This is a genomic window from Alistipes sp. An31A (assembly GCF_002159425.1).
Taxonomy (GTDB): domain Bacteria; phylum Bacteroidota; class Bacteroidia; order Bacteroidales; family Rikenellaceae; genus Alistipes; species Alistipes excrementigallinarum.
Genome location: NZ_NFIO01000009.1, coordinates 59172 through 83610, shown reverse-complemented (window position 1 = coordinate 83610; position 24439 = coordinate 59172). Strand labels below are relative to the sequence as shown.

At 62.5% G+C, this 24439-nt stretch carries 20 protein-coding genes; 11 read left to right on the top strand and 9 right to left on the bottom strand.

Annotated features, from left to right (window positions below):
* Positions 1-52 precede the first annotated feature (52 nt).
* Both B5F90_RS08530 and B5F90_RS08525 read right to left on the bottom strand, forming a co-directional pair.
* A complete protein-coding gene (locus tag B5F90_RS08530; protein WP_087362380.1) occupies positions 53-1003 on the bottom strand; it encodes a M23 family metallopeptidase in 951 nt (316 codons plus the stop codon).
* 2 nt (positions 1004-1005) lie between these two features.
* Positions 1006-2022, bottom strand: coding sequence for a M23 family metallopeptidase (locus tag B5F90_RS08525; RefSeq protein WP_087362379.1), 1017 nt, complete (start codon positions 2020-2022; stop codon positions 1006-1008).
* A 446-nt stretch (positions 2023-2468) separates the two neighbouring features.
* On the opposite strand from B5F90_RS08525, the gene alaS reads away from it, so the two are divergent.
* Together alaS and gpmI are read left to right on the top strand one after the other, a co-directional pair.
* A complete protein-coding gene (alaS, locus tag B5F90_RS08520; RefSeq protein ID WP_087362378.1) occupies positions 2469-5090 on the top strand; it encodes an alanine--tRNA ligase in 2622 nt (873 codons plus the stop codon).
* A gap of 410 nt (positions 5091-5500) precedes the next feature.
* Positions 5501-7027, top strand: coding sequence for a 2,3-bisphosphoglycerate-independent phosphoglycerate mutase (gpmI, locus tag B5F90_RS08515; RefSeq protein ID WP_087362377.1), 1527 nt, complete (start codon positions 5501-5503; stop codon positions 7025-7027).
* 413 nt (positions 7028-7440) lie between these two features.
* Here the strand turns inward: gpmI and B5F90_RS08510 are convergent, their stop codons facing one another.
* Entirely contained in the window at positions 7441-8958 is a 1518-nt protein-coding gene (locus tag B5F90_RS08510) for a hypothetical protein (protein ID WP_087362376.1), read from the bottom strand.
* Positions 8959-9091: 133 nt separating this feature from the next.
* Here B5F90_RS08510 and B5F90_RS08505 point away from each other — a divergent pair, with 133 nt between their 5' ends.
* Positions 9092-9346 (top strand): hypothetical protein, encoded by a 255-nt coding sequence (locus B5F90_RS08505; RefSeq protein WP_087362375.1) that lies wholly within the window; start codon positions 9092-9094, stop codon positions 9344-9346.
* Positions 9347-9350: 4 nt separating this feature from the next.
* Positions 9351-9665: a hypothetical protein gene (locus B5F90_RS08500; protein ID WP_087362374.1), complete on the top strand. Its 315-nt coding sequence runs from the start codon at positions 9351-9353 to the stop codon at positions 9663-9665.
* Positions 9666-9908: 243 nt separating this feature from the next.
* Here B5F90_RS08500 and B5F90_RS08495 read toward each other — a convergent pair whose 3' ends face one another.
* From B5F90_RS08495 to B5F90_RS08475, 5 genes are all read right to left on the bottom strand, one after another.
* Positions 9909-10352: a YbjN domain-containing protein gene (locus tag B5F90_RS08495; RefSeq protein ID WP_087362373.1), complete on the bottom strand. Its 444-nt coding sequence runs from the start codon at positions 10350-10352 to the stop codon at positions 9909-9911.
* A 56-nt stretch (positions 10353-10408) separates the two neighbouring features.
* Complete coding sequence (locus tag B5F90_RS08490; RefSeq protein WP_087362372.1) at positions 10409-10915, bottom strand: prolyl-tRNA synthetase associated domain-containing protein; 507 nt, start codon at positions 10913-10915, stop codon at positions 10409-10411.
* 12 nt (positions 10916-10927) lie between these two features.
* Positions 10928-11884 carry an NAD(P)-dependent oxidoreductase gene (locus B5F90_RS08485; RefSeq protein ID WP_087362371.1) on the bottom strand — a complete coding sequence of 319 codons (957 nt, stop codon included), beginning with the start codon at positions 11882-11884 and terminating at the stop codon, positions 10928-10930.
* A gap of 363 nt (positions 11885-12247) precedes the next feature.
* Positions 12248-12979, bottom strand: a complete 732-nt coding sequence (locus B5F90_RS08480; RefSeq protein WP_087362370.1) for a tRNA threonylcarbamoyladenosine dehydratase — start codon at positions 12977-12979, stop codon at positions 12248-12250.
* A complete protein-coding gene (locus B5F90_RS08475; RefSeq protein WP_087362409.1) occupies positions 12976-13584 on the bottom strand; it encodes a TatD family hydrolase in 609 nt (202 codons plus the stop codon). Before B5F90_RS08475 ends, B5F90_RS08480 begins: the two co-directional genes overlap by 4 nt.
* A gap of 187 nt (positions 13585-13771) precedes the next feature.
* Between B5F90_RS08475 and B5F90_RS08470 the strand changes: the two genes are divergently transcribed.
* Genes B5F90_RS08470 through nqrF form a run of 6 tightly spaced genes read left to right on the top strand, consistent with a single transcriptional unit; the run spans position 13772 to position 19709 of the window.
* Positions 13772-15127, top strand: coding sequence for a Na(+)-translocating NADH-quinone reductase subunit A (locus B5F90_RS08470; RefSeq protein ID WP_087362369.1), 1356 nt, complete (start codon positions 13772-13774; stop codon positions 15125-15127).
* Between the two features lie 20 nt (positions 15128-15147).
* The gene (nqrB, locus tag B5F90_RS08465) at positions 15148-16257 is read left to right on the top strand and encodes an NADH:ubiquinone reductase (Na(+)-transporting) subunit B (RefSeq protein ID WP_087362408.1); all 1110 of its coding nucleotides are present in this window, start codon (positions 15148-15150) and stop codon (positions 16255-16257) included.
* Between the two features lie 8 nt (positions 16258-16265).
* On the top strand, positions 16266-17156 hold the full coding sequence (locus B5F90_RS08460) for a Na(+)-translocating NADH:ubiquinone reductase subunit C (RefSeq protein WP_087362368.1): 891 nt from the start codon (positions 16266-16268) through the stop codon (positions 17154-17156).
* On the top strand, positions 17149-17805 hold the full coding sequence (locus tag B5F90_RS08455) for an NADH:ubiquinone reductase (Na(+)-transporting) subunit D (protein WP_087362367.1): 657 nt from the start codon (positions 17149-17151) through the stop codon (positions 17803-17805). The genes B5F90_RS08460 and B5F90_RS08455 overlap by 8 nt, the downstream gene beginning before the upstream one ends.
* Positions 17806-17815: 10 nt before the next feature.
* Entirely contained in the window at positions 17816-18424 is a 609-nt protein-coding gene (gene nqrE / locus B5F90_RS08450) for an NADH:ubiquinone reductase (Na(+)-transporting) subunit E (protein WP_087362366.1), read from the top strand.
* 22 nt (positions 18425-18446) lie between these two features.
* The gene (nqrF, locus tag B5F90_RS08445; RefSeq protein WP_087362365.1) at positions 18447-19709 is read left to right on the top strand and encodes an NADH:ubiquinone reductase (Na(+)-transporting) subunit F; all 1263 of its coding nucleotides are present in this window, start codon (positions 18447-18449) and stop codon (positions 19707-19709) included.
* Positions 19710-20083: 374 nt separating this feature from the next.
* Here the strand turns inward: nqrF and mgtE are convergent, their stop codons facing one another.
* Positions 20084-21451 carry a magnesium transporter gene (gene mgtE, locus B5F90_RS08440; protein WP_087362364.1) on the bottom strand — a complete coding sequence of 456 codons (1368 nt, stop codon included), beginning with the start codon at positions 21449-21451 and terminating at the stop codon, positions 20084-20086.
* A 368-nt stretch (positions 21452-21819) separates the two neighbouring features.
* Between mgtE and B5F90_RS08435 the strand changes: the two genes are divergently transcribed.
* Positions 21820-24240 carry an outer membrane beta-barrel family protein gene (locus B5F90_RS08435; RefSeq protein ID WP_239307773.1) on the top strand — a complete coding sequence of 807 codons (2421 nt, stop codon included), beginning with the start codon at positions 21820-21822 and terminating at the stop codon, positions 24238-24240.
* Positions 24241-24439: the final 199 nt, after the last annotated feature.

The window sequence follows — 24439 nt, the reverse complement described above, 5'->3', positions numbered from 1 at the left end:
AAAAACATGCCGCAGCGAAGGCCGCCGCGGGTGAGGCCGCCGTGGAGTGCCGTCAGTCGAAGGACTGCATGCCCGACTGCGCGATGCGCATGATGTGCTGGTACTCGGCCGGGGAGAGCTCCATGAAGAAGTAGTGAATCGGGTCGACGCGCATGCCGTTGTGGCGCACCTCGTAGTGGAGGTGCGGCGAGAGCGAGAGGCCCGTGTCGCCCGAGAGGGCGATGATGTCGCCGCGGCGCACCTGCTGCCCCTTCGTGACGTTGCTCTTCGAGAGGTGGCTGTACGAGGTGGTGTATCCGTTGCCGTGGTCGATGACCACCGTGAGTCCCTGCGTCGAGTTGCGGCGCATGACGTCGCTCACGCGGCCGTCGGCCGTGGCGAAGACGCGCGAACCCTCGGGAATGGTGTAGTCGACCCCCTGGTGGGCCTGCAGCGTCTTGTAGAAGGGGTGGATGCGCATGCCGTAGGAGGCCGTCAGCAGCGAGAGCTGCTTGTTGATGACGGGCTGGATGGCGGGGATGTTGTCGCAGCCGCTGCCCGTCGAGTCGATGCGCTGCTGCAGCGTCTGGTAGCTCTCGTTCAGATGGGCGAGCGAGCGCTCCATGTCGTCGAGCCGGTCGCGGAATTCGCGCTTGAGCTGCCGCGTGGGGCGGGTGAGCGTCTGTTCGTAGTCGAGCTCCTTTTCGTTGTCGCGCTCCGAGTCGAAGTCGTAGGGCGTCGATTCGAAGAGGATGCCGAAAACGTTGCGGTCTCGCTCCGCGACATTGTCGAGCACCATGCGGAGCGTGTCGTAGCGCGCCGAGAGCGCCTCGTATTCGCTGCGCAGGCGGTCGGTCGAGTGTTTGAGCTCGTATTCGACCGGCGTGTCGAAGAAGAGCGAGAATCCGATGTAGTAGAGCACGGCCACACCGGCCCACACGAACGTCTGGACCGTGAAGCGGATGATGTTCTGTTTGCGGCGCCGGCGCCGGCGAAGTCGTTCCAAATCCTTTTTCCCGGCCATGGCTATTCGAAGTTGGTTTCACGCATGGTCTCCTGGAGACGGTCGTACTCCTCGGGGGTCATGTTGCGGTTGAAGTAATTGATGGGGTTGACGGGCTGCCCCTTGTGAATCACCTCGTAGTGGAGGTGCGGGGCGGTCGAGATGCCCGTGTTGCCCGATTCGGCAATCTTCTGGCCGCGCACGACATGCTCGCCGGGCGAGACCAGCACGCGGCTCAGATGGGCGTAGCGCGTCTTGTAGCCGAAGGCGTGGTCGAGCAGCACCATGTGGCCGTAGCCGCCGTTGTAGCCGCTTTCGGAGGCGATTTCGACCACCGCATCGCCCGTGGCGTAGACGGCCGTTCCGCGGTCGCAGCCGAAGTCGACCCCCTTGTGCGGGCGGATGTACCCCAGCACGGGGTGGATGCGGCGCAGGTTGAATGCACCGATGTGGTTGTTGTGCAGCGACTTGCGGTCGATGGGCCAGATGGCCGGAATGGCGGCCGACATCTTCTCCTTGTCCTTCGAGAGCTGCTGCAGCTCGTCGAGCGATACCGACTCGGCGTAGAGCGTGCGGGCCAGGCGGTCGATGTTCATCCACGTGCCGACCATCAGCGGCGCGTAGTCGTCGTCGGCCATCGAGGCGTATTTCGAGGCGGGGTAGGGTTCGGCGATGCCCTCGATGGCGAGCGTGTCGGTGGCGAAGAGCGAGCGGTAGACGTAGTTGTCGCGTTCGTGGATTTCGTCGACCTGGCGCTGCGCCGTGCGGATTCGGTCCTGGAGAATGCGGTAGCGGAGCACCAGTTCGCGGTTGGCGCGCGTGATGCGGTACATCTTGGGCGTATAGAAGAAGTAGGCGAAGAGCACGTTGGCGATGGAGACGAGGATGAATCCGATGAGCACCTTGCGCAGCAGCCGGTAGGTCCGCAGCCGGAAGGGGGCCGTCACCACCTCGCGCGTAATGACCTGCGCCTCATGCGTAAGGAGCTGCGCCTCGTGAGTGAGGGCCTCGGTATCGAATATCTGCTCTTTTCGTGCCATGACCTAAAAAACTGGGTCGCGATGGTGCAAATTTAGGTGAAAATGCGTAATTTTGCAACCCGAAACGGATAACGGAACCACCCGGGCGGAAAGTGTGCCGCAGGGCAAATAAATTCGTCGCAGGGCCCCTGGCGGGGGTGTCTGCCGGGTAGCCGGGGGGTGTCTGCCGGGCCGTCGGGGTTGTCCCGGGGCCGCCGTTGCCTTTGGGAGGGCCGCATGACACTTCCGGAAGCAGAGGGCCGGGCCGGTGGTCGCCGCTCTTCGGAAAAGGCCGGTGGCAGTCGCCGCTCTTCGGTTGCAGATGGTTGGAGCCGGGGTCGGCTGCCGCTCTTCGGGAAAGGCCGATGGCAGTCGCCGCTCTTTGTTCGCTGCTGCTCTCTGTCGGCCGGGCAGGCGGTTGCGTGCTCCGTAAGCCGCTTTTTTTGATTATATCGTAAACGTACAATATGGAATCGAACAAAATCCGCCAGGCATTTCTGGACTTCTTCGCAAGCAAGGGTCACACCATCGTGCCGTCGGCGCCCATGGTCGTCAAGAACGACCCCACCCTCATGTTCACCAATGCGGGCATGAACCAGTTCAAGGACATCTTCCTGGGCAACGCCCCCCGCAAGTATCCCCGTGCGGCCGATACGCAGAAGTGTCTGCGCGTCTCGGGCAAGCACAACGACCTGGAGGAGGTCGGACACGACACCTACCACCACACCATGTTCGAGATGCTGGGCAACTGGTCCTACGGCGACTACTTCAAGAAGGAGGCCATCGGCTGGGCGTGGGAGCTGCTGCACGACGTCTACCACCTGCCCGCCGAGCGGATGTACGCCACCGTCTTCGAGGGTTCCGACGAGGACGGCGTCCCCTTCGACCAGGAGGCCTACGACTACTGGTGCCAGTATCTGCCCGAGGACCACATCATCCGCGGCAACAAGCACGACAACTTCTGGGAGATGGGCGAGACGGGTCCCTGCGGCCCCTGCTCGGAGATTCACTTCGACCTGCGCGACGAGGCGGAGATTGCCGCCAAGCCGGGCCGCGAGATGGTCAACGCGGGACATCCCCAGGTGATTGAAATCTGGAACCTCGTCTTCATGCAGTTCAACCGCAAGGCCAACGGCTCGCTCGAGCCGCTGCCGGCGCGCAACGTCGATACGGGCATGGGCTTCGAGCGCCTCTGCATGATTCTCCAGAGCAAGAAGTCGAACTACGATACGGATGTCTTTCAGCCGACCATCCAGCGCATTTCGGCCCTCTCGGGCAAGCGCTACGGCGAGAACGAGCAGTGCGACGTGGCCATGCGCGTCATGGCGGACCACCTGCGCGCCATCGCCTTCTCGATTGCCGACGGACAGCTCCCCTCGAACGTCAAGGCGGGATATGTCATCCGCCGCATCCTGCGCCGCGCCGTGCGCTACGGCTACACCTACCTGGGCTTTACCGAGCCGACGCTCTGCAAGCTTGTCGCCGGGCTGGTGGAGCAGATGGGCGGCCAGTTCCCCGAACTGAAGGCGCAGCAGGCCCTCATCGAGAAGGTCATCGAGGAGGAGGAGTCCTCGTTCCTGCGCACGCTGGCCACGGGCATCAACCTGCTCGACGGCGTGATAGCACGCGTCAAGGCGGAGGGCACCTCCCGCATCTCGGGCAAGGATGCCTTCGTGCTCTACGATACCTTCGGATTCCCGATTGACCTCACGGAGCTCATCGCCCGCGAGCAGGGCGTCGAGGTCGACCTCGAGGATTTCGACAAGGAGCTGCAGGCCCAGAAGGCCCGTTCGCGCAACGCCGCGGCGGTCGACACCGACGACTGGGTCGAGCTCTTCCCCCTGAAGGAGAGCATCTTCACGGGCTACGACACGCTCATCGAGCAGGTGCGCATCGCGCGCTACCGCCGCGTGACGTCGAAGAGCCGCACGACCTATCAGCTGGTCTTCGACCGCACGCCCTTCTACGGCAACTCGGGCGGTCAGATTGGCGACGTGGGCTACATCCAGTCGGGTGACGAGAAGGTGCCCGTCGTCGACACCGAGAAGGAGAACGGTCTGATTATCCACATCGTGGAGCACCTCCCGTCGGACCCCGCGGCCGAATTCACCGCGGTGGTCGACGCCGAAAAGCGCCAGAATGCCGCCAACAACCATACGGCCACCCACCTGCTGCACGCCGCGCTGCGCGAGGTGCTGGGCAAGCACGTCGAGCAGAAGGGCTCGATGGTGACCCCCGAGGCGCTGCGCTTCGACTTCTCGCACTTCCAGAAGGTGACCCCCGAGGAGCTGCGCCGCGTCGAGCAGCTGGTCAACCGCTTCGTGCGGGCCAACTACCCGCTCGAGGAGAACCGCAATGCCACGAAGGAGGAGGCCGAGCGCTGCGGAGCGATGATGCTCTTCGGCGAGAAGTACGGCGACCGCGTCCGCACGGTGAAGTTCGGCCCCTCGGTCGAGCTCTGCGGCGGTACGCATACGAGCGCCACGGGTAACATCGGCATCTTCAAGATTGTCAACGAAAGCGCCATTTCGGCCGGTGTCCGCCGCATCGAGGCGGTGACGGGCGAGGCTGCCGAGCGGCTCTTCTACGCCGCCGAGGATACGCTGCGCACGGTGGGCGAGCAGCTCCACAATTCGCAGGTGCTCCAGGCCGTCCGCAAGATGGTCGAGAACAACGAGGCGCTCTCGAAGGAGGTCGAGTCGATGCGCCGCGAGCAGGTGGCCCAGTGGGCCGAGAAGATGCTCGCGATGACGCCCGAGCGCGACGGCGTGCAGCTGGTATCGGCGCAGCTGGAGCGTCCGGCCGACTTCATCAAGGATTTGGCCTACGCCATGCGCCAGCGCGCGCCGAAGCTGGTCTTCGTCGTGGGTACGGTTGCGGGCGGCAAGCCGACGCTGACGGTCATGCTGGGCGAGGAGATTGCCGCACGCGGCGTCAATGCCGGTGCCGTGGTCCGCGAAGCGGCCCGTTTGATGCAGGGCGGCGGTGGCGGCCAGCCCTTCTTCGCCACGGCCGGCGGCAAGAACCCCGACGGCCTGCAGGCCGCCATGGACAAGGCCGTCGAGCTGATTGGCGCTGCGCTCCGATAGGGGCCGCGCAGCGGGACGGCGCGCTTTTTGACGTATTGTCCTGCGGATTGTTCCGCCGTGCGGAGCCTGCCAAAGCCTGCCACCGACTGCCAAATGCGGTGCGGCGGCTGACAAAACGGTCGAGGCGGGCTGCCAAATGCGGACCGGGGCTGCCAAAACAGCTGAGGCTGCCGGAATGGACCGGGGGCTGTCGAAAAAGGCGGCCGAATGCGGGCCGGGGCTGTCGAAAAAGGCTGCCAAAACGGACCGGGGCTGCCAAAACAGCTGAGGCCGCCGGAATGGGCCGGAGGCTGTCGGAAAAGGCCGCCCGAACGGGGCGGTGCGGAATCCGGGCGATTTTCGCCCCTCCGCCTGCCGGCAACGGAACATCCGGCAACGGAATAGAGAACACGAAGCAAAAAACTACAATTATGGCAAACAAAGTTCTTTTGATGATTCTCGATGGCTGGGGAAACGGCCATCATGACAAGGCGGATGTCATCTCGACGGTGCATCCCGCATACATTTCGGCCATGACCGAGCACTATCCCCACGCCGAGCTGCGCACCGACGGTGAGAACGTCGGTCTGCCCGCCGGACAGATGGGCAACTCGGAGGTGGGCCACCTCAACATCGGCGCCGGCCGCGTGGTCTACCAGGACCTCGTGAAAATCAACCGCGCCTGCGCCGACAACTCGATTATGCAGAACCCCGAGGTGAAGGCCGCCTTCGAATACGCCAGGAAGAACGGCGTGGCGATGCACTTCATGGGCCTGACCTCGGACGGCGGCGTGCACTCGTCGCTCAACCACCTCTTCAAGCTCTGCGACATCGCCGCCGAGTACGGGCTGGAGAAGACCTACGTGCACTGCTTCATGGACGGCCGTGACACCGACCCGCACAGCGGCAAGGGCTTCATCGCCCGTCTGGAGGAGCATCTGGCCGCCACGACCGGCAAGATTGCCACCATCATCGGCCGCTACTACGCCATGGACCGCGACAAGCGCTGGGAGCGCATCAAGATTGCCTACGACGCGCTGGTAAACGGCATTGGCGACCACTCGTCCGACATGGTCGAGGCGATGCAGAAGTCCTACGACGAGGGGGTGACCGACGAGTTCGTCAAGCCGTTCGTCCGCATCGACGAGAACGGCCAGCCCATCGGCATGATTCGCCCCAACGACGTGGTGATTTTCTTCAACTACCGCAACGACCGCGCCAAGGAGCTCACCATCGTCCTCACGCAGCAGGATATGCCCGAGGCCGGCATGCACACCCTGCCGCTCTACTACTGCTGCATGACCCCCTACGACGCCAAGTTCACGGGTCTGCACATCCTCTTCGACAAGGAGAACGTGCACAACACCATCGGCGAGTGGGTTTCGAAGCAGGGCCTCAAGCAGCTGCGCATCGCCGAGACGGAGAAGTATGCCCACGTGACCTTCTTCCTCAACGGCGGCCGCGAGGACAAGTTCGACGGCGAGGAGCGCATCCTGGTCGCATCGCCCAAGGTTGCGACCTATGACCTGCAGCCCGAGATGTCGGCTCCGGAGGTTGCCGACAAGCTGGTGGCGGCACTCGGCGAGCGCAAGTTCGACTTCATCTGCCTGAACTTCGCCAACGGCGACATGGTGGGCCACACGGGCGTCTACGACGCGATTGTGAAGGCCGTGAAGGCCGTTGACGGCTGCGTCGCCAAGGTGGTCGAGGCTGCCAAGGCCAACGGCTACGAGGTGGTGATGATTGCCGACCACGGCAATGCCGACAACGCCATCAATCCCGACGGTACGCCCAACACGGCGCACTCGCTCAATCCGGTGCCCATCGTGGTGGTTTCGGACCGCGTGAAGGCTGTTCACAACGGCATTCTGGCCGACGTGGCCCCCACGGTGCTCAAGCTGATGGGTCTGGAGCAGCCCGCCGAGATGACGGGACACTCGCTCGTCGAGATGAAGTAGCACGCACGGTTAACCGCACGACGGATTCGGTTCCGTCCGCGACGCCCCGCCGCATCATTGTGCGGCGGGGCGTCTTTGTTTCCGGCTGTGGGGTGGGGGGCGAGGTGCAGGGTGTTGCCGCCCCCGCGGGATGCTTCCGTTTCCGGTGTGAGACGCCTCCGTTCCTGGCGGGGTGAGCCATACGCAAATTCCCGGAGCATCGTTCCTTGCTTCGGGAATTTTTTTGTTTCGGGGCATACCTCATCCGGAGCGTCGTTGGCCGCGGACATGGGGCGCAGCTCCATCCCGACAGCGTGAAGCAGACGAGAAGCAGATGTGAAGCAGATAATGAGCAGCCCGGAGAATTCTGAAAATTCTCCGGGCTGTTCCCTTAAGTGCCTTGTTGTTTTATTTGACTCGCTCTTTTTCTGCCGTTAGAAGATTTCGAGTTCGCCAGTCCAGGTGCCCTTGAAGTGCTTGGGCTCGGCCTGTCCGTCGAGGAAGTCGAAGGTAATGGTATAGGTGCCGTCGTCGTTCTTCGTAATTTCTACTTCACCTCCGTTTGCTCCGGCAGCCCAGCGTACGACATCGTTCTCGTAGTATTTGAAGTAGGTTCCCAGACCAAATCCGTCAACGCCGCCCGACATGTTGAAGGTACCCTTCCGGGCCGTGCCGACTTCGTCGCTGTCGCTAATCTGGAATACGCCGGAAACGGGCTCCTCGGATTCATTCAGGTCGCATACGACCTCGATAACCAGCTGGTCGGAGACATACTGCCAGTTCTCGTTGTACTGCTTGAACTGGAATTGCCAGGTGTACGCTCCCGAAATCGTGTATTTGCTGCCGAACGCCTGTACGTTGATATTCGGAGCATTGAACGACAGCTCGTGGTCTTCAGAGAGGTCCCATTCGTTCTTTTCAATCACCTTCGGGGCGTCCTGCACGACGATGGGGCCCGTATAGCTGCCCGTCAGCTTCTTGCCCTTGTCGGTCGTCAGGTCGTAGGTCAGCGTGTAGTTGTCGCCGTTCTTCTCAATCTCGACCGTACCCGACTGGGCCAGACCCACCTGGACGGCCGACGAGTTCTCCGGGTCGTAGTAATAGCAGAAGTTGGTGCTGGTCGGGAAGGGTGCATTCATGAAGTTGATGCAGCCGCCTGCGAGGAAGGTGTAGTCCGAGGCCTCTTCGTCGTTGGTGATGGTGAAGGTGCCGGGGATGAGGTTGCCGTCGTCGTCGAACTCGCCGCGGCCCACGAAAATCAGCACGCTCGAGGGCGGAACCAGCCAGCCGTCCGCGTCGATGTTCTCATAGAGGGTGATGTTCAGATTGGCGTTGCGGTCTTCGTTCATCTCCTCCAGATACCACGAGTAGACGCTGGTCATCTTCGTGTTCATGTCCTGCTTCAGCCACTCGATGCTCTTGTTGTAGTAGAAGTAGATGCCTTCGTAGACGGTATGGAATGTAGAGCCCTCGGTCGTGGTCATCTCGATTTCGATTCGGGGCTTGGTCTCGGCGTTCGTCACGGTCAGGGTGCCCTCCTTGATGAAGAACTGCTGATTCTGGTAGACGATGTAGCTGTAATTGCCCCCGAGGATGGTGTATTCCGTATATTTGTTGGTCTCCTCGGTCATCGTATAGGTGCCGTTGGCTATCTGTTCCTCGAACGGAGTGTTGAGCCGGAGGATGTAATAGGTGCCCTCGCTGTCCGTATAGCCGCCGTCCAGAACCGGCAGGTCGCTGATGGAGAGGTAGTAGGTGTAGACCTCATCGTTGGACAGGTAGGCGTCTCCGAAGTAGATTCCTTCGCAAATGGAAGAGACGGTATCCACGTCGTATTCCACGGTAGGTTCGGGGTCGGGTCCGGGGTTGGGCTCGTCGGTCTTGTCGTCCTTGCACGACTGCATTGCCAGGGCTGCAAAGAGCGCAATGGTAAAGAGTAGATACTTTTTCATAATACAAGGGGATTTGGTTGTTTATTCAGTTTCAAAAATAGAGAAAGGGAGCCGTAAAAACATTGACATAGGTCAAACATTGTTTTTTTTTGACTCTTTTTTGGTAAATTTGCCCCGAAAAGAGTTTTCAGCCATGGATGAACTGATTGACCTGATTATGCACGAGGGGGATTTCCATCCTTCGGAGGAGGTGGTCCGCCAGCTGCTCGCGCTGGGCGAGGAGGTGCACTTCGGTCCCAAGAAGGCCGTCATCGAGTTCGGTCATATCAACCGCAACGTCTATATCGTCAAGGAGGGGATTCTGCGGGGGGTCTACTTCGAGAAGGAGAAGGAGGAGACCTACGGATTCGCCTCTCCGGGGACGATTCTGCTTTCGCCCCACTCCTAATTATATGAACCAGCCGGCCGTCATGCAGTTCGAGACCTGCAAGAAGGGGTGCACCTGCATCATGGTCCCCAAGGCGAAGTTCGACCGGCTGCTGGTCGAGTCGCACGAGTTCGCCCGCTGGATGTTCGACCTGGCGATGTGGCAGTTCTACACCTCGGAGAAGAAGCTCAAGTACATCAAGGGCGATGCCCGCGAGCGGATTATCGCCGTGCTGAAGTACCGGCCCGAGATTCTGGAGGTGGTCTCGGCGCGGACGCTGGCCTCCTACATCGGGGTGACCGAGGCCTACTTCTGCCGCATCAAGAAGGAGTTTCTCTGAGCGCTGCCGGGGCGTGGCGGCCTGCGACGGTTCTGCGGCGGGTCTGCGCTCGTCTCCCGCGCCCTGCACCTTGCGCCCTGCACCTTGCGCCCTGCGCCCTGCGCCCTGCACCCGCCCGTCCGGGGCTCCCTTCCGCCGCCGGGGCGAACGTGGGACACAGAAGCCGATACGATACAGAGAAGAGAGGGATGCACCCCCGAACGGAGTGCATCCCTCTTCTTATAAATAGGTGCTCCGGATGAATCAGAGCGAGTCGATGACCGAATTCACCTCCGAGGGGAGCAGACGCAGCACGTGTCCCATCATGTAGTTGACCTGGGCCGTGGTCGAGGCGATGAACTCCACGCCGAACTGGAAGACATTCTCCCCGTCGTTCTCGTAGGCCGTATACTTGCAGACGTATTTGCCGCGGTTGAGGTCGTTGGCCATCGTGATGAGCTTGTCGAGCGGCTGGTCCGTAGCGAACTGTACGCGGACCTCGACGTAGGAGTATCCCATGCCGCTGTCGCGGGTGATGGCGTAGTAGGTATATCCCTCAACCTTGAACTGTACGTCGCCGTCCTCGTCGTAGGAGGGGGCGTAGCCTTCGCTGCGCAGGTAGGACATGATGTCGGGTTTGAGCTCCTGTGCCCGGAGCGTGCCGGCCGCACAGAAGAGCAGGAGCAGAATAAGCGTCAATTTTTTCATGAGTCGTGTTTTTTGGGTTTGGTTAACCAAAGATAGAAAAAATTTGCTTCCGCCGTTCAATACAGGTCGATGAATTCGAACGAATTGCCCACGGCCGCCAGATAGCGCATGAACTCCTCGCGCGTGATGACCACCGTCGCCCGGTTGTCGTTGGGGTGGAACGAGTAGGCGTCGCAGCGTTCGAGGTTGCGGTCGAGGAAGAGGTGCACGTGGGTTTCCGCGTCGTTGATGAGCCCGAAGGGCGACACCGAGCCGGGCCGCAGCCCGAGCCACCGCTCCATGCGCTGCTCCGAGGCGAAGGAGAGCTTCCCCTGCCGCAGCCGGTGTTCGAGGTCGTGGATGGCCAGATTCCGCTCGCAGTCGAACGAGACCAGATAGTGGCGGTCGCCCTTGTGGTTGCGGAAGAAGAGGTTCTTGCAGTGCTTCGAGCCGTCGTCGTGCCAGTATTGACGGGCGATGTCGATGGTCGGCGCCTCGGGGTGCTCATACCAGGTGTAGCGGATGCCGTGGGCGTCGAGGAAGTCGAAGACCCGCTGGCGGCGTTCGTCGGGTGTAGTCTCCATGCGGTCGTCGCTCTATTGACGGTTGCAAAATTCCGTGATGTTGCGCTCGATGCAGCCCACCAGCACCTCGACGGCCTCGACGGGCGACCAGGCGTTGTGGGGCGAGAGCAGGATGCGGTCCGGGGCGGCGATGTGCGTCAGCGGGTTGTCGGCCGCCAGGGGCTCCTGCGTGAAGACGTCGAGCGCCGCACCGGCGATGCTGCCCCGGTCGAGTGCCGTGGCCAGCGCCGCCTCGTCGACGATGCCGCCGCGCGCCACGTTGATGAGGATGGCCGACCGCTTCATGATTTCGAGCTCGGGGGCGCCAATGAGGTTGCGCGTCCGGGCGTTGAGCGGGCAGTGTATCGAGACGACGTCGGCCCAGCTCAGCAGCTCGGCCAGCGAGAGGGCGGGGTAGGGCTCCTCGCGTGCGACGCCCGAGGTGGAGGTGTAGCGGACCTCGCATCCGAAGGCCTCGGCCAGCCGCGCCACCTCGTGGCCGATGGTGCCCAGCCCGACGATGCCCCAGCATGAGCCGTGCAGCTGGTGGTTGGCCAGGGCGAAGTGGAACTGCCGCCCCGACGAGGCGTAGGCGCCGCTCTTGACGTAGCGGTCGTAGTAGACGCTGTGGCGCAGCAGCGCGATGGCGGCCCCGAGCGTCGTCTCGGCCACCGAGTGGGTCGAGTATCCGGCGGCGTTGCGCACCTCGATGCCCAGCTCGGCCGCAGCCTCGAGGTCGATGTTGTTCATCCCCGTCGCGGCGACGCAGATGAGCCGGAGCGAGGGCAGCGCGCGCAGCGTCTCGCGGTCGAGCACCACCTTGTTGGTGATGACGACCCGGGCCGTGCGGCAGCGTTCGATGACCTCCTCGCGGGTGGTGTTTTCGTAGCCCGTATAGTCGCCCAGCGCCTTGATGCGGCGCAGGTCGGCGCCGCCCAGCGTGTATTCGTCGAGAAAGACGATGGTAGGTTTCTTCGTGTTGTTTTCCATCTTGACAGTCAGTTAGTTGTTATATTGCTTGTCCGTTTTCGTCCGTTGTTGTCCGCTGCCCGGTAGCGGCTCCCTGCCGGTCCCTTCGCGGCGGTTTTCCGGAGGCCTTCGTTCCCGTTTCGGGGTACCTCCGACGGCCGCCTGCTCCGCCTTGCCGGTACGTTTCCGACGGCCGCCTGCTCCGTCTTGCCGGGTTCGTTTCCGGCGGTCGCGGCGTCCGTTTGACGAGTGCGTTTCCGGCGGCTGCCGCCTCCGCCCCGTTCGTCCCTCTGCCGCCTCCGCCCCGTTCGTCCCTCTGCCGCCTCCGCCCCGTTCGTCCCTCTGCCGGCTCTGGGCCGACCCCTTCCGGAAAGGGGCGTCGCGTCAGGGAATCGGCTCGCCCGCCAGGTCGCGGATGACCACCGAGGCGCAGCCGATGCCGAAGAGCGCCGGGAGGTAGGAGATGGTCCCGACGTTCGACTTCTTGTTCTGCTCCTCGCAGAGAATCATCGCCCCCTCGTGCATCGGTTCGGCCGAGAAGACGGCCCGGAATCCGCTCCGGATGCCGAGCTTGTGGAGCCGCTTGCGCAGCATGTGGGCCAGCGGGCAGTGGTGCGTCCGGCCGATGTCCGCAATCTCCATGCGCGTGGGGTCCGTCTTCGCACCGGCCCCCATCGAGCTGACGAGCCGCAGCTGGCGGTCGAGCGCCCCCTTGATGAGGGCCAGCTTGGGCGAGAGGGTGTCGATGGCGTCGACGACGTAGTCGTAGCGCGCGGCGTCGAGCAGCGTGTAGGTCTCCTCGTCGCGGATGTAGCGGTTGACCACCGTCAGCTCGATGTCGGGATTGATGTCGCGCAGCCGCTCGGCCAGCACCTCGGCCTTCGGTCGGCCGACGGTCGAGTGGAGCGCCACGAGCTGGCGGTTGATGTTCGACGGGGAGACCGTGTCGGCGTCGGCGATGGTCATGCGTCCCACGCCCGCGCGCGCTATCATTTCAGCGGCATAGGCCCCTACGCCCCCCAGCCCCACCACGAGGACATGGGCGCGGCGCAGCCGTTCCAGTTTCTCGGCTCCCAGGAGCAATTCAGTGCGTTCCAGCCAGTTGTCGTTTGTCATGTCGTTTCGAAAATGCGTTTGTAGTTCTCCCATGCCGCCTCGCGCAGCGCCTCGACGCTCACCCCCCTTGCTTCGGCCACCCGTTCGTAGAGCCGCCCGATGGGCGTCGGGCTCTCGTCCGTCTCGACGAAGAGCTGCCCGAGGGGCGTCGCGCGCAGCGCCTCCAGCGTGCGGGGCGAGGCGAAGGTCCGCTCGCCGAACGAGAGCATGCAGCCCCGCGCGAGGGCTCGCCGCGCCTGCTGCGGCGAGCCGATGAAGCCGTGGAAGATGACCGCACGGAGGTGGTGGCGTTCCAGCTCCTTCATCACCGGCTCGAAGGCCCGCACGCAGTGCAGCACCACGGGAAGCCCCCGCCGCTCGGCCAGTTCGAGCTGCGCGCGGAAGAGCTCCTCCTGTTGCGCGAGCGGCACGCCGCAGGCAAGGTCGAGCCCGATTTCGCCGACGGCCTGCGCCCCGTCGAGCTCACGGTCGAGCTCGTCGAGCGCCCTGCCGAGCCCCCCGGCGCCGGACGCCGCGACCTTCCACGGATGGATGCCCGCCGCCCGAAGCTCGATGCACAGACCCGTCGGCCGATGCGTGTGGATATTGACCCAGGGTGCAGTCATGAAGGCAAAAATACGCATTTCCCGGGGAAATTGTGGATTTGTAAGTTAATTTAAGAAATATTGTGCTCCGGATGGGGAATTGTCGGAAAAAAATCGTATTTTCGCACGCGAATTAGTGTGTTAGTCAGCTAACAACGTATGCGGAAACCCATAAATATTCCAAAATAACAATCAAAATCTTTAATCAATGTCGAAAATCATTACACTACGCAAGGGTCTCGACATCAATCTTCAGGGCAAGGCCGAGGAGACGTTGGCGGAAGCGCCGCGTTCGTCCGAATATGCCGTGTCGCCCCTCGATTTCGAGGGCGTGACGCCCAAGCTGCTGGTTAAGGTGGGTGACAAGGTGAAGGCGGGCACGCCGTTGTTCTTCAACAAGTACAACGAGCGGGTGCTCTTCACGTCGCCTGTCAGCGGCACGGTGACGGCGGTCAACCGCGGTGAGAAGCGCAAGGTGCTCAACGTGACGGTGGCTGCCGACGAGCGTACCGACTACGAGGAGTTCGCACGGCTCGAGCCGTCGAAGGCCTCGCGCGAGGAGATTGTCGAGCTGCTGCTCAAGTCGGGCCTCTGGCCGATGCTCGTGCAGCGCCCCTACGGCATCATTGCCGACCCGAACGACGTGCCGAAGGCGGTCTTCATCTCCGCATTCGACTCCGCGCCGCTGGCCCCCGACTACAACTTCGTGCTGCAGGGTGAGCAGAAGAACCTGCAGGCAGGTATCGAGGTGATGCGTCGTCTGACCCAGGGTAAGGTGCACCTCTCGATGCGCGCCGGCGCCGAAGGTGCGATGCCGTCGCTTAGAAACGTCGAGCTGCACACCTTTGCAGGCAAGCACCCCGTGGGCAACGTCGGTGTCCAGATTCACCACATCGACCCCATCAACAAGGGTGACGTGGTCTGGACGGTCAACATCCAGGACCTGGCCATCATCGGCCGCCTGTTCAACGAGGGCCGCGTCGACATGACGAAGGTCATCGCCGTGGCCGGCTCGGAGGTTGCCGCACCGCACTACGTGCGCATCGTCTCGGGCGCCAGCGTGGCATCGATTCTCGGCAACAACATCAAGCCCCAGAAGCCGGGCGACAGCGTCCGCATCATCTCGGGCAACGTGCTGACGGGTACGAAGGTCACCGCCGACGGCTTCATCGGCTTCTACGCCAACATGCTGACGGTGATTCCCGAGGGCGACAAGTACGAACTGCTGGGCTGGGCGATGCCCCGCTGCAACAAGTTCTCGGTGTCGCACGCCTATTTCTCGTGGCTCTGCCCGAAGAAGTCCTACCGTCTGGACACGAACCTCAACGGCGGCGAGCGCCCCTTCGTGGTGACGGGTCTCTACGAGCAGTATCTGCCCATGGACATCTACCCGATGTATCTGCTGAAGGCCTGCCTGGCCGGCGACATCGAGAAGATGGAGAATCTGGGTATCTACGAGGTCGTGGAGGAGGACTTTGCACTCTGCGAGTTCGTCGACCCCTCGAAGACCGAGATTCAGCAGATTATCCGCGACGGTATTAACTTAATGATTAAGGAGGCTTAACGATGGGACTGCGTAAATTCATGGACAACATCAAGCCCACTTTTACCAAGGGCGGTAAACTGGGCTTCCTCGAATCGACATTCGATGCGTTCGAGACCTTCCTCTTCGTGCCCAATACGACTACGACGAAGGGTGCGCACATCCGCGACTGCAACGATATGAAACGTACGATGATTGTGGTGGTCGTGGCGCTGCTGCCGGCATTCCTCTTCGGATGCTTCAATACGGGTATTCAGGTCGGCCTGACGGGCTTCACGGCCTTCTTCTACGGTCTGGTGCGCGTGCTGCCGATGGTCTGCGTCTCCTACATCGTCGGTCTGGGCATCGAGTTCGCCTTCGCCCAGGCGCGCGGCCACGAGGTCAACGAGGGCTTCCTCGTCTCGGGTCTGCTCATCCCGATGATTATGCCGGTGAGCACGCCGCTGTGGATGGTGGCCCTCGCAACGGCCTTTGCCGTAGTCTTCGGCAAGGAGGTCTTCGGCGGTACGGGCATGAACGTCTTCAACCCCGCGCTGCTGGCCCGCGCATTCGCATTCTTCGCCTACACCCCCTCGATGTCGGGTGAGACGGTCTGGTACTCCGACTGGACGATGATGGGCGCTCACGTCGACGGCATCACCGGTGCCACGGCCCTCGAGCAGCTCGGCTCGACCGGCACGATGACCTTCTCGCCGCTGGACGCCTTCCTGGGCTTCATCCCCGGTTCGTTCGGCGAGACCTCGACGCTGGCCATCCTCATCGGTGCCGCGATTCTGCTGCTGACGGGCATCGCCTCGTGGCGTACGATGCTTTCGGTCTTTGTCGGCGGTCTGGCGATGGGCTACCTCTTCCAGGCTCTCGGCGTGACGGAGTATCCCGCATGGTGGCACCTGATTGTCGGCGGTTTCGCCTTCGGTGCGGTCTTCATGGCCACCGACCCCGTGACCTCGGCCCAGACCAACACGGGCAAGTACATCGTCGGCTTCATGACGGGCGCCCTGGCCATCCTGATTCGCGTGGTCAATCCGGCATACCCCGAAGGCATGATGCTTTCGATTCTCTTCATGAACGCGCTGGCTCCGCTGGTGGACCACTACGTGGTCGAGGCGAACATCTCGCGCAGAAACAAACGTGTTAAACTGGCAAAATAGGGAGTAGAATGGCAACGAAAAAATTCAAATGCAATGTTTGCGGCTATATCCATGAAGGTGCGGCCGCTCCCGAAAAGTGCCCCGTCTGCGGTGCTCCCGCATCGGAATTCACCCCTCTGAAGAAGAAGGGGCTGTTCAGCGACACGAACAGCAACGCCTATATCATCATGTACTCGACGGTGATGGTCATCATCGTGGCCGTCCTGCTGGCCGTAGCAGCGCTGGCGCTCAAGCCGCGTCAGGATGCCAACGACCTGAACGAGAAGAAGCGCAACATTCTGGCGTCGCTCTATGCGGGTGATGCCGCAAGAATGCAGGTCGACGCGGAGAAGCTCATCGACACGATTAGCTACGACGATGTCGTCAGCGCCTATGTGGTCAATGACCGCGGCGAGCGTATCGACGGCGATGTCTTTGCGCTGCTGAACGACCTGCCCACGGCCTTTGCCGAAGGGAAGCTCCCGGTCTTCGAGGCCAAGGACGGCCGCGTGGTGCTGCCCGTCTACGGTGCCGGTCTGTGGGGCCCGATTTGGGGCTACGTGGCGCTCGAGAAGGACATGAACACGATTTCGGGTATCATCATGGCCCACAAGGGCGAGACCCCGGGTCTGGGTTCCGAAATCGCCACGTCGAAGTATCAGTCCAAGTTCCTCGGCAAGACGATTTTCGAGGGTGACCAGTTCGTCTCGGTGAAGTTGCGCAAGGGCGGCGCCCAGGACCCCGCCCACGAGGTGGATGCCGTCTCGGGCGGTACGAAGACCTCGGACGGTGTGACGGCCATGCTCTTCGACAGCTTCTCGCACTATCTGCCGTTGCTGGAGGCCAAGAAGGCCGCAGCCGTGCAGCCGGCAGCCGCCGAGGAAGTGTCTAACGATGAAAATGTAGCAAGCAATGAGTAAGAACGAAAGAGAGCCTTTGTTTTCGGCTAAGAACATGAAATACCTGACGGGTCCCTTCTCGGCGAACAACCCCGTCATCGTGCAGATTCTCGGTATCTGCTCGGCTCTGGCCGTCACCGTACAGCTCAAGCCGGCCATCGTCATGGCACTTTCGGTGACGGTGGTGACCGCCTTCTCGAACCTGGTGATGTCGCTGCTGCGCAACGGCGTGCCGGCGCGTATCCGCATCATCGTCCAGCTGGTGGTCATCGCCGCGCTGGTGATTCTGGTGGACCAGGTGCTGAAGGCCTACGTCTATGAGGTCTCCAAGCAGCTGTCGGTCTACGTGGGTCTGATTATCACCAACTGTATCGTCATGGGCCGTGTCGAGGCCTTCGCGCTGGCCAACAAGCCGTGGCCTTCGTTCCTCGACGGTATCGGCAACGGCCTGGGCTACGGCATGATTCTGGTCATCGTGGCCTTCTTCCGCGAACTGCTCGGTTCGGGCAGCCTGCTGGGCTACCGCATCATTCCCGAAAGCTGGTACATGTCCGAGGGCGGCTTCTATTCGAACTGCGGTCTGATGCTCTTCCCGCCCATGGCGCTGATTATCGTCGGCTGCATCATCTGGGTACACCGTTCGCGCAACAAGGATTTACAGGAAAAATAGAAGATAACGTATGGAAACACTGAATATCTTTATCCGGTCGATTTTTATCGACAACATGGTCTTCGCCTTCTTCTTCGGCATGTGCTCCTACATCGCCGTGTCGAAGAGCGTCAAGACCGCACTGGGTCTCGGTGCCGCCGTTACCTTCGTGATGGTGATGACCGTTCCGCTGAACTATCTGCTCTATGAATACGTGCTCAAGGCCAACGCACTGGTCGAGGGTGTCGATTTGAACTTCCTCACCTTCATCGTCTTCATCGCAACGATTGCCGCATTCGTGCAGCTCGTCGAGATGATTGTCGAGAAGTTCTCGCCGACGCTCTACAACCAGCTGGGTATCTTCCTGCCGCTGATTGCCGTCAACTGCGCCATCATGGGCGGTTCGCTCTTCATGCAGCAGAAGGTTGACGCCGGCGAGCTCACCTCGTTCGTGCAGACCGTAGCCTATGGACTGGGTTCGGGCCTTGGCTGGTGGCTGGCAATCGTCATGATGGCCGCCATCCGCGAGAAGACGACCTATTCGCACATTCCCGCAGCGCTGAAGGGCCCCGGCATCGCCTTCATCATCACCGGCCTGATGGGTATCGCCTTCATGATATTCTCGGGCATCCAGTTCTAACCTGTAAAAAGTGATTTAGAAAATGGAATTGACAATCATCATAGCAATCGTGGCCTTCCTTGTCATCACGCTCGTCCTGGTGGCAATCCTGCTCGTAGCGAAGGCGAAGCTGACCTCGTCGGGCGAAGTGACGATTGACATCAACGACGGCGAGAAGGTCATCAAGGCCGAGAGCGGCAACTCGCTGCTTTCGACGCTGGCCAACAACAAGGTGTTCCTGCCTTCGGCCTGCGGCGGCGGCGGTTCGTGCGGCATGTGCAAGTGCCAGGTCATGGAGGGCGGCGGTGACATCCTGCCGACCGAAACGGGCTTCATCTCGCGCAAGATGGCCAAGGACCACTGGCGTCTGGGCTGCCAGGTGAAGGTGAAGAACGACCTCAAAATCAAGGTGCCCGAATCCGTTCTGGGCGTGAAGAAGTGGGAGTGCACCGTAGTCTCGAACCGCAACATCTCGACCTTCCTCAAGGAGTTCGTGGTGAAGCTGCCCGAAGGCGAGCACCTCAAGTTCCGCAGCGGCGGTTACATCCAGATTGACATCCCGAAGTACGATGCCATCAAGTTCTCGGACATGGACGTTGACGAGAGGTACCGCGCCGACTGGGACCGCATGAAGATGTGGAATTTGGTGGCCACCAACCCCGAGCCGACCTTCCGCGCCTACTCGATGGCCAACCACCCGGCCGAGGGCAACATCATCATGCTCAACATCCGTATTGCCACTCCTCCGTTCGACCGTGCGACCGGCACGTTCAAGAAGGTGAACCCGGGTATCTGCTCGTCGTACATCTTCTCGCGCAAGCCGGGTGACAAGGTGACCATTTCGGGCCCCTACGGCGAGTTCTTCCTGCCGGACAACCTGCCCGACACGCAGGAGCTCATCTTCGTGGGCGGCGGTGCCGGTATGGCGCCCATGCGCAGCCACATCATGCACCTCTTCAAGACCGAGAAGACGAAGCGTCCGGTATCGTTCTGGTACGGTGCCCGTGCGCTCAAGGAGGCTCCCTATCTGCACGAGTTCCACGAAATCGAAAAGGAGTTCCCCAACTTCTCGTTCCACCTGGCGCTCGACCGTCCCGACCCGGAGGCCGATGCAGCAGGCGTGAAGTATACGCCGGGATTCGTCCACAACGTGCTCTACGAGAACTATCTGAAGCACCATCAGGCACCCGAGGACTGCATCTACCTCATGTGCGGACCCCCGATGATGATTGCGTCGGTGGTGAAGATGCTCGACTCGCTCGGCGTACCGCCCGAGAACATCCTCTACGACAACTTCGGCTCGTAGCCTGAGTTTCGGCCCGGCAACGGGCCATACGACAGGGAGACGGCAATCCGGTTTCGACCGGATGCCGCCTCCCTTTTTTATGGTACGACCCTTTGCCGGCGGGGCGCTTGCGAACCTTTGCCGGCGGGGCGCTTGCGAACCTTTGCCGGCGGGGCGCTTGCGAACCTTTCCCGGCGGGGCGCTTGCGAACCTTCCTCGGCAGGCCCGCTTGCAGTTCTTTCCCCAGCGGGGCGCCTGCGGTTCTTCCCCCGGCAGGCCCGCTCTCGGTTTCTTTTTCTTTTTCTTTTTTCCCCCCCCCGGCCGCCCCCTCCTTTTTGGGAGAAGGAGGGTCGTTCTTCGGGAATGGAGCAATTGGGAGTCGGCCCCGCGCCGGGTCAGAGCAGCTTGCCGCTCAGCAGAATGGCCGAGACGGTGAAGTAGATGATGAGCCCCGTCACGTCAACCAGCGTGGCGACGAAGGGGGCCGAGGCGGTGGCCGGGTCGAGACCGATGCGTTTGAGCAGCAGCGGAATCATCGAGCCCGAAACGGTGCCCCACAGCACGATGAAGAGGAGCGATACGGCGACGCTTGCGCCAATCCAGCCCCAGTACTCGCCGTAGTCGTAGAGGCCGAACTGCTGCCAGACGATGATGCGCACCAGTCCGATGCACCCCAGAATCGCCCCCAGCAGCACCCCCGAGAGCAGCTCCTTGCGCAGAATGTACCACCACTGCCTTATCCCCAGTTCGCCGAGCGCCAGCGCGCGGATGATGAGACTGGCGGCCTGCGACCCGGAGTTGCCTCCGCTCGAGATAATCAGCGGCACGAAGAGCGCCAGAACCACCGCCCGGGCGATTTCGTCGTCGAAATAGCCCATGGCCGAGGCGGTGAGCATCTCGCTCAGGAAGAGGATGACGAGCCATCCGGCCCGTTTGCGCACCAGCGAGAGGAGTGGCGTGCGCGTGTAGGAGAGCTCCAGTTCCTCGGCGCCGCCGAACTTCTGGAAATCCTCGGTGCCCGCCTCGCGCAGCGCCTTGAGCAGACGGTCGGCCGTGACGATGCCCAGCAGCGCCCCCGAGGCGTCGGTTACGGGGAGCGCCGTGGTCGCCTGACCCACCATGCGGGCGGAGGCCTCGCCCAGCGTGTCGCGCGCATGAAGGGGCGCGGCGGAGGGGCGGCAGAGCGACGCGACCGGCTCGGCGGGGTCTGCCAGCAGCAGCTCGTCGGGACGGAGTGCTCCGACGAGCCGGCACCCGGGTGCGGTCACGCAGAGCAGTTCCGCACGCGAAGCGGCGGTCGTCTGGCGCAGCCGTTCGGCGGCCGAGCCGGCGCTCAGGTCGTGTGGCAGGGTGAGGTAGCGGTGCGAGAGGAGCCTCCCGACGCATTCGCTGTCGTAGCCGGCCAGCAGGAAGCGTCGTTCGGGGGCGAGCCCGGCCGTATACTCCGGCAGCAGGCGCACCGCTTCGGCGGGCATCTCGTCGAGTTCATCGGGCGTGAAGGCCTCGAGCGGGGAGTCTCCGGCGGCGGCCATCGCCGCGAGTGCCGTGAGCAGCCTGCGGCGCAGGGGCGGGGCGAAGCCTTCGAAGAGGGCCTCGGCCGCACGATGCGGGGAGAGTCGGAAAAGGATGGCTTGAGCCTCGGCGGGGGAGGCTTCGATGAGGGCGTGGAGCGTTGGCAGGTCGCAACGGCTCAACGCCTCCCTGAGTGCATGCCAGTCGCCATCGGCGAGCAGCTGCAGCAGTCGGATGTTGGTCTCTTTCATGGCATGGTCTCCTTTTGTCCTGCAAGGGAGACCACGCGGGGCCCTTACAGGTGGTTCAAGAATTCGATGTCGTTTTCGTGAGTTTTCTGTACGGGCCTTCGTCCATGTTTTTGTTTTTTTGAGTTAGACACGGGGTTCCGGCGGCTGCCGGCGCTGCAAATGTACGCTCCCGAACCGGAAAAAACAACCCCGCGTGTCATTTTTCCCTGTTTTCCGAGTGCCGTGCCTCACAGATGGACATGCGGAAACGCCTCCGGGAACAGCTTCCGGCCGTGTTTTGCAGATTTTTTTCAAAAAAGGAGGTGAAAAATTTCCCCCCCCCGCAAAATTTCTATCTTTGTGAGCGTAAGGTGTAAAAATCCGTTCACATGATGCATAAATCCGTCCGTCTGCTGTCGCTTCTCGCGGCCCTGCTCGCTCCGTTTGCAACGTTGGCCCAAGAGGCCTTCCCGCTCACCGGGCGCGTGGTTGACTCTCTGCTCCAATCCGTGCCGACGGCTGTGGTCGCAACCCTTGCCCCCGACTCGGAGGCGATGCTGCAGCACGCCGTGACCGACGACGAGGGGCGTTTTACGCTTTCGGCTTCGGGCCGCGTGCGTCTTTTCGTCAGCTGCCTGGGTTTTGCCCCCTATGTCGGCGAACCGTTCGACGTGGAGCGGGCGACCGACGTCGGGGAGCTGCGCCTCGAAGGGACGGCCGTCGGTATCGACGACGTGGTGGTCGTGGCCGAGAATCCCAACGCAACGCTGCGTGTCGAGCAGGGGCGCATGGTCTATACGCCCCGCAACAGCGCCTCGCTGGCGGGCGGTACGGCGCTCGACGCGCTGAAACAGACCCCCGGCGTGATGGTCAGCGGCGAGAACGAAATCTCGCTCGGCGGCAGTTCCGGAGTGCTGGTGATGCTCAACGGCAAGCAGACCTACATGCAGCGCGAGGAACTGGCCGCCATGCTGCGCTCGATGCCCGCCTCGTCGGTTTCGTCCGTGGAGGTGATGAGCAACCCTTCGGCGCAGTACGACGCCGAAGGGTCGGCCGGCGTCATCAACATCAACGTCGAGCGCGGGCGAAGTGCCGACGGCCTCTCCCTTTCGTTCAACAACGGCTTTTCGGTCTGGGACAACTGGCGGCAGAACACCGAGCTCGCGTTCAGCTGCAATACCGGCCGGGTGAGTCTCTACGCCAACTACAGCCATGCGCTCGGCCGTACGGGGCTCTACTACGGCATGCACCGCATCCAGAACGGGACCGACTACCTGAGTCCGACCGACGACGTGGACCGGCGGCGCACCGTCACGGGCAACGTCGGGGTGGAGTACCGCCCCTCGGAGCACCATACGCTCGGTGCGCGGGTCGATGTCAACACGCTCTTCGGACCCGGTCGGACCCGCACGACCACCACGGTGCGGGACGCCGCGACGCTCGACGTCGAATCGCTCCTTCGCGCCTCGAACGACTACTACCGCCAGAAGGGCAACCGCTACGGCGGAACCCTCTTCTACACCTATGCGCCGCGCGAGGGCGAGCACTATGCGCTCGACGTCGACTACGCCTTCTTCGACGGAGGCGCCGGCTGCCTGCAGCCCAACCGTTACGAAGACCCGGCGGGCGTCGTCCTTTCCGACGACCTCTATCGCTCGGTGAACAGCCGCGCCATCGACATCCTGGCTCTCAGTTATGCGCAGCAGCACCGCCTGTGGGGCGGCACCCTGCACGCGGGGGTGAAGTATTCGTGGGTGCGGGCCGACAACGACTACCGGTTCTCGACGGTCGCCCCGGCGGGTGAGCAGCTCGACCCGTCGCAGTCGAGCCGCTTCCTCTACCAGGAGGAGCTGCTGGCCGCCTACCTCCAGTACAACCGTCCGCTGGGACGCCGTGCGACGCTCGAGGTGGGGCTGCGCGGCGAATATACCCGTTCGGACGGCGATTTGCGCCGCACGGACGGCTCTCCGCGCGAGCACAACCGCCGCCGCTACTTCGACCTCTTCCCCTCGCTTGCGCTCAGCTGGAAGGCGGGCGGGCAGAGCACCTTCGCCCTCTCCTACGGCAGCCGCATCGACCGCCCGGCCTATCAGGACCTCAATCCTTTCGAATACATGCTCGACGAGCTTACCTGCTGGCAGGGCAACCCCTTCCTCGAACCGCAGCGGAGCCATCGCGTGGCGCTCTCGTGGAGCTGGCGCAAAACGGCCGTCACGGCGTCGTACACCTGTCTGACCGACTATAGGACGCAAATCAGCGACACGCTCGACGTGAAGCGTCTGGTGATGACACCCCGCAACCTCGGGCGGCAGCACCGCCTCGCGCTCGAGCTTTTCCAGCAGGTGCGCGTCGCCCGCTGGTGGGATGCCGTGGCAGGTGCCACCTGCTACTGGCTCAACAACGATATCGCCTACGACCGCATGCGGCGCTTCGACCTGAAGCGTCTGGCCGCCATCTTCTCGCTGCGCAACACCTTCCGCCTGCCGGGACGTCTGCGGCTCGAGCTCGGCGGCAGCTTCACGACGCGGCGTCTGGGCGAGGCCATCGAGGTGTGCGAACCGACCGGCAGCGTCGATGTGGCGCTGAGCCGCAAGTTCCTTGGCGACCGCCTCGAGGCGAGCCTCGGCGTGAGCGACCTCTTCTGGACTTCGAACTGGGACAGTACGAGCCGTTACGAAGGATTCTACCTCTACAACTGGGGCAAATGGGAGTCGCGGCAGGTGAAGTTCAACCTTACCTATCGTTTCGGCGCCCCTGCCGGGCGCGAGCGCAGGAGCGACCGCGACCTTGAGGAACTGAATCGTCTGTAGCGCGGGCTCTGGCCCGGGAGGGGCCGGTCGGGTCCGGCTGATTCCGGTGCGGGAAGTGCCCGATTACGGGCAGGGTAGATGGTCCCCGGTTGGGGCGGTTCCGGACCGGTACGAACCGGTGCGGGGCTGTTTGTTCCCGGGCGGGGCAGGGCGGCCGGTCGGTTCGGTCGGTTTGGTCGGTTGCGTTCGGTTGGGCTCA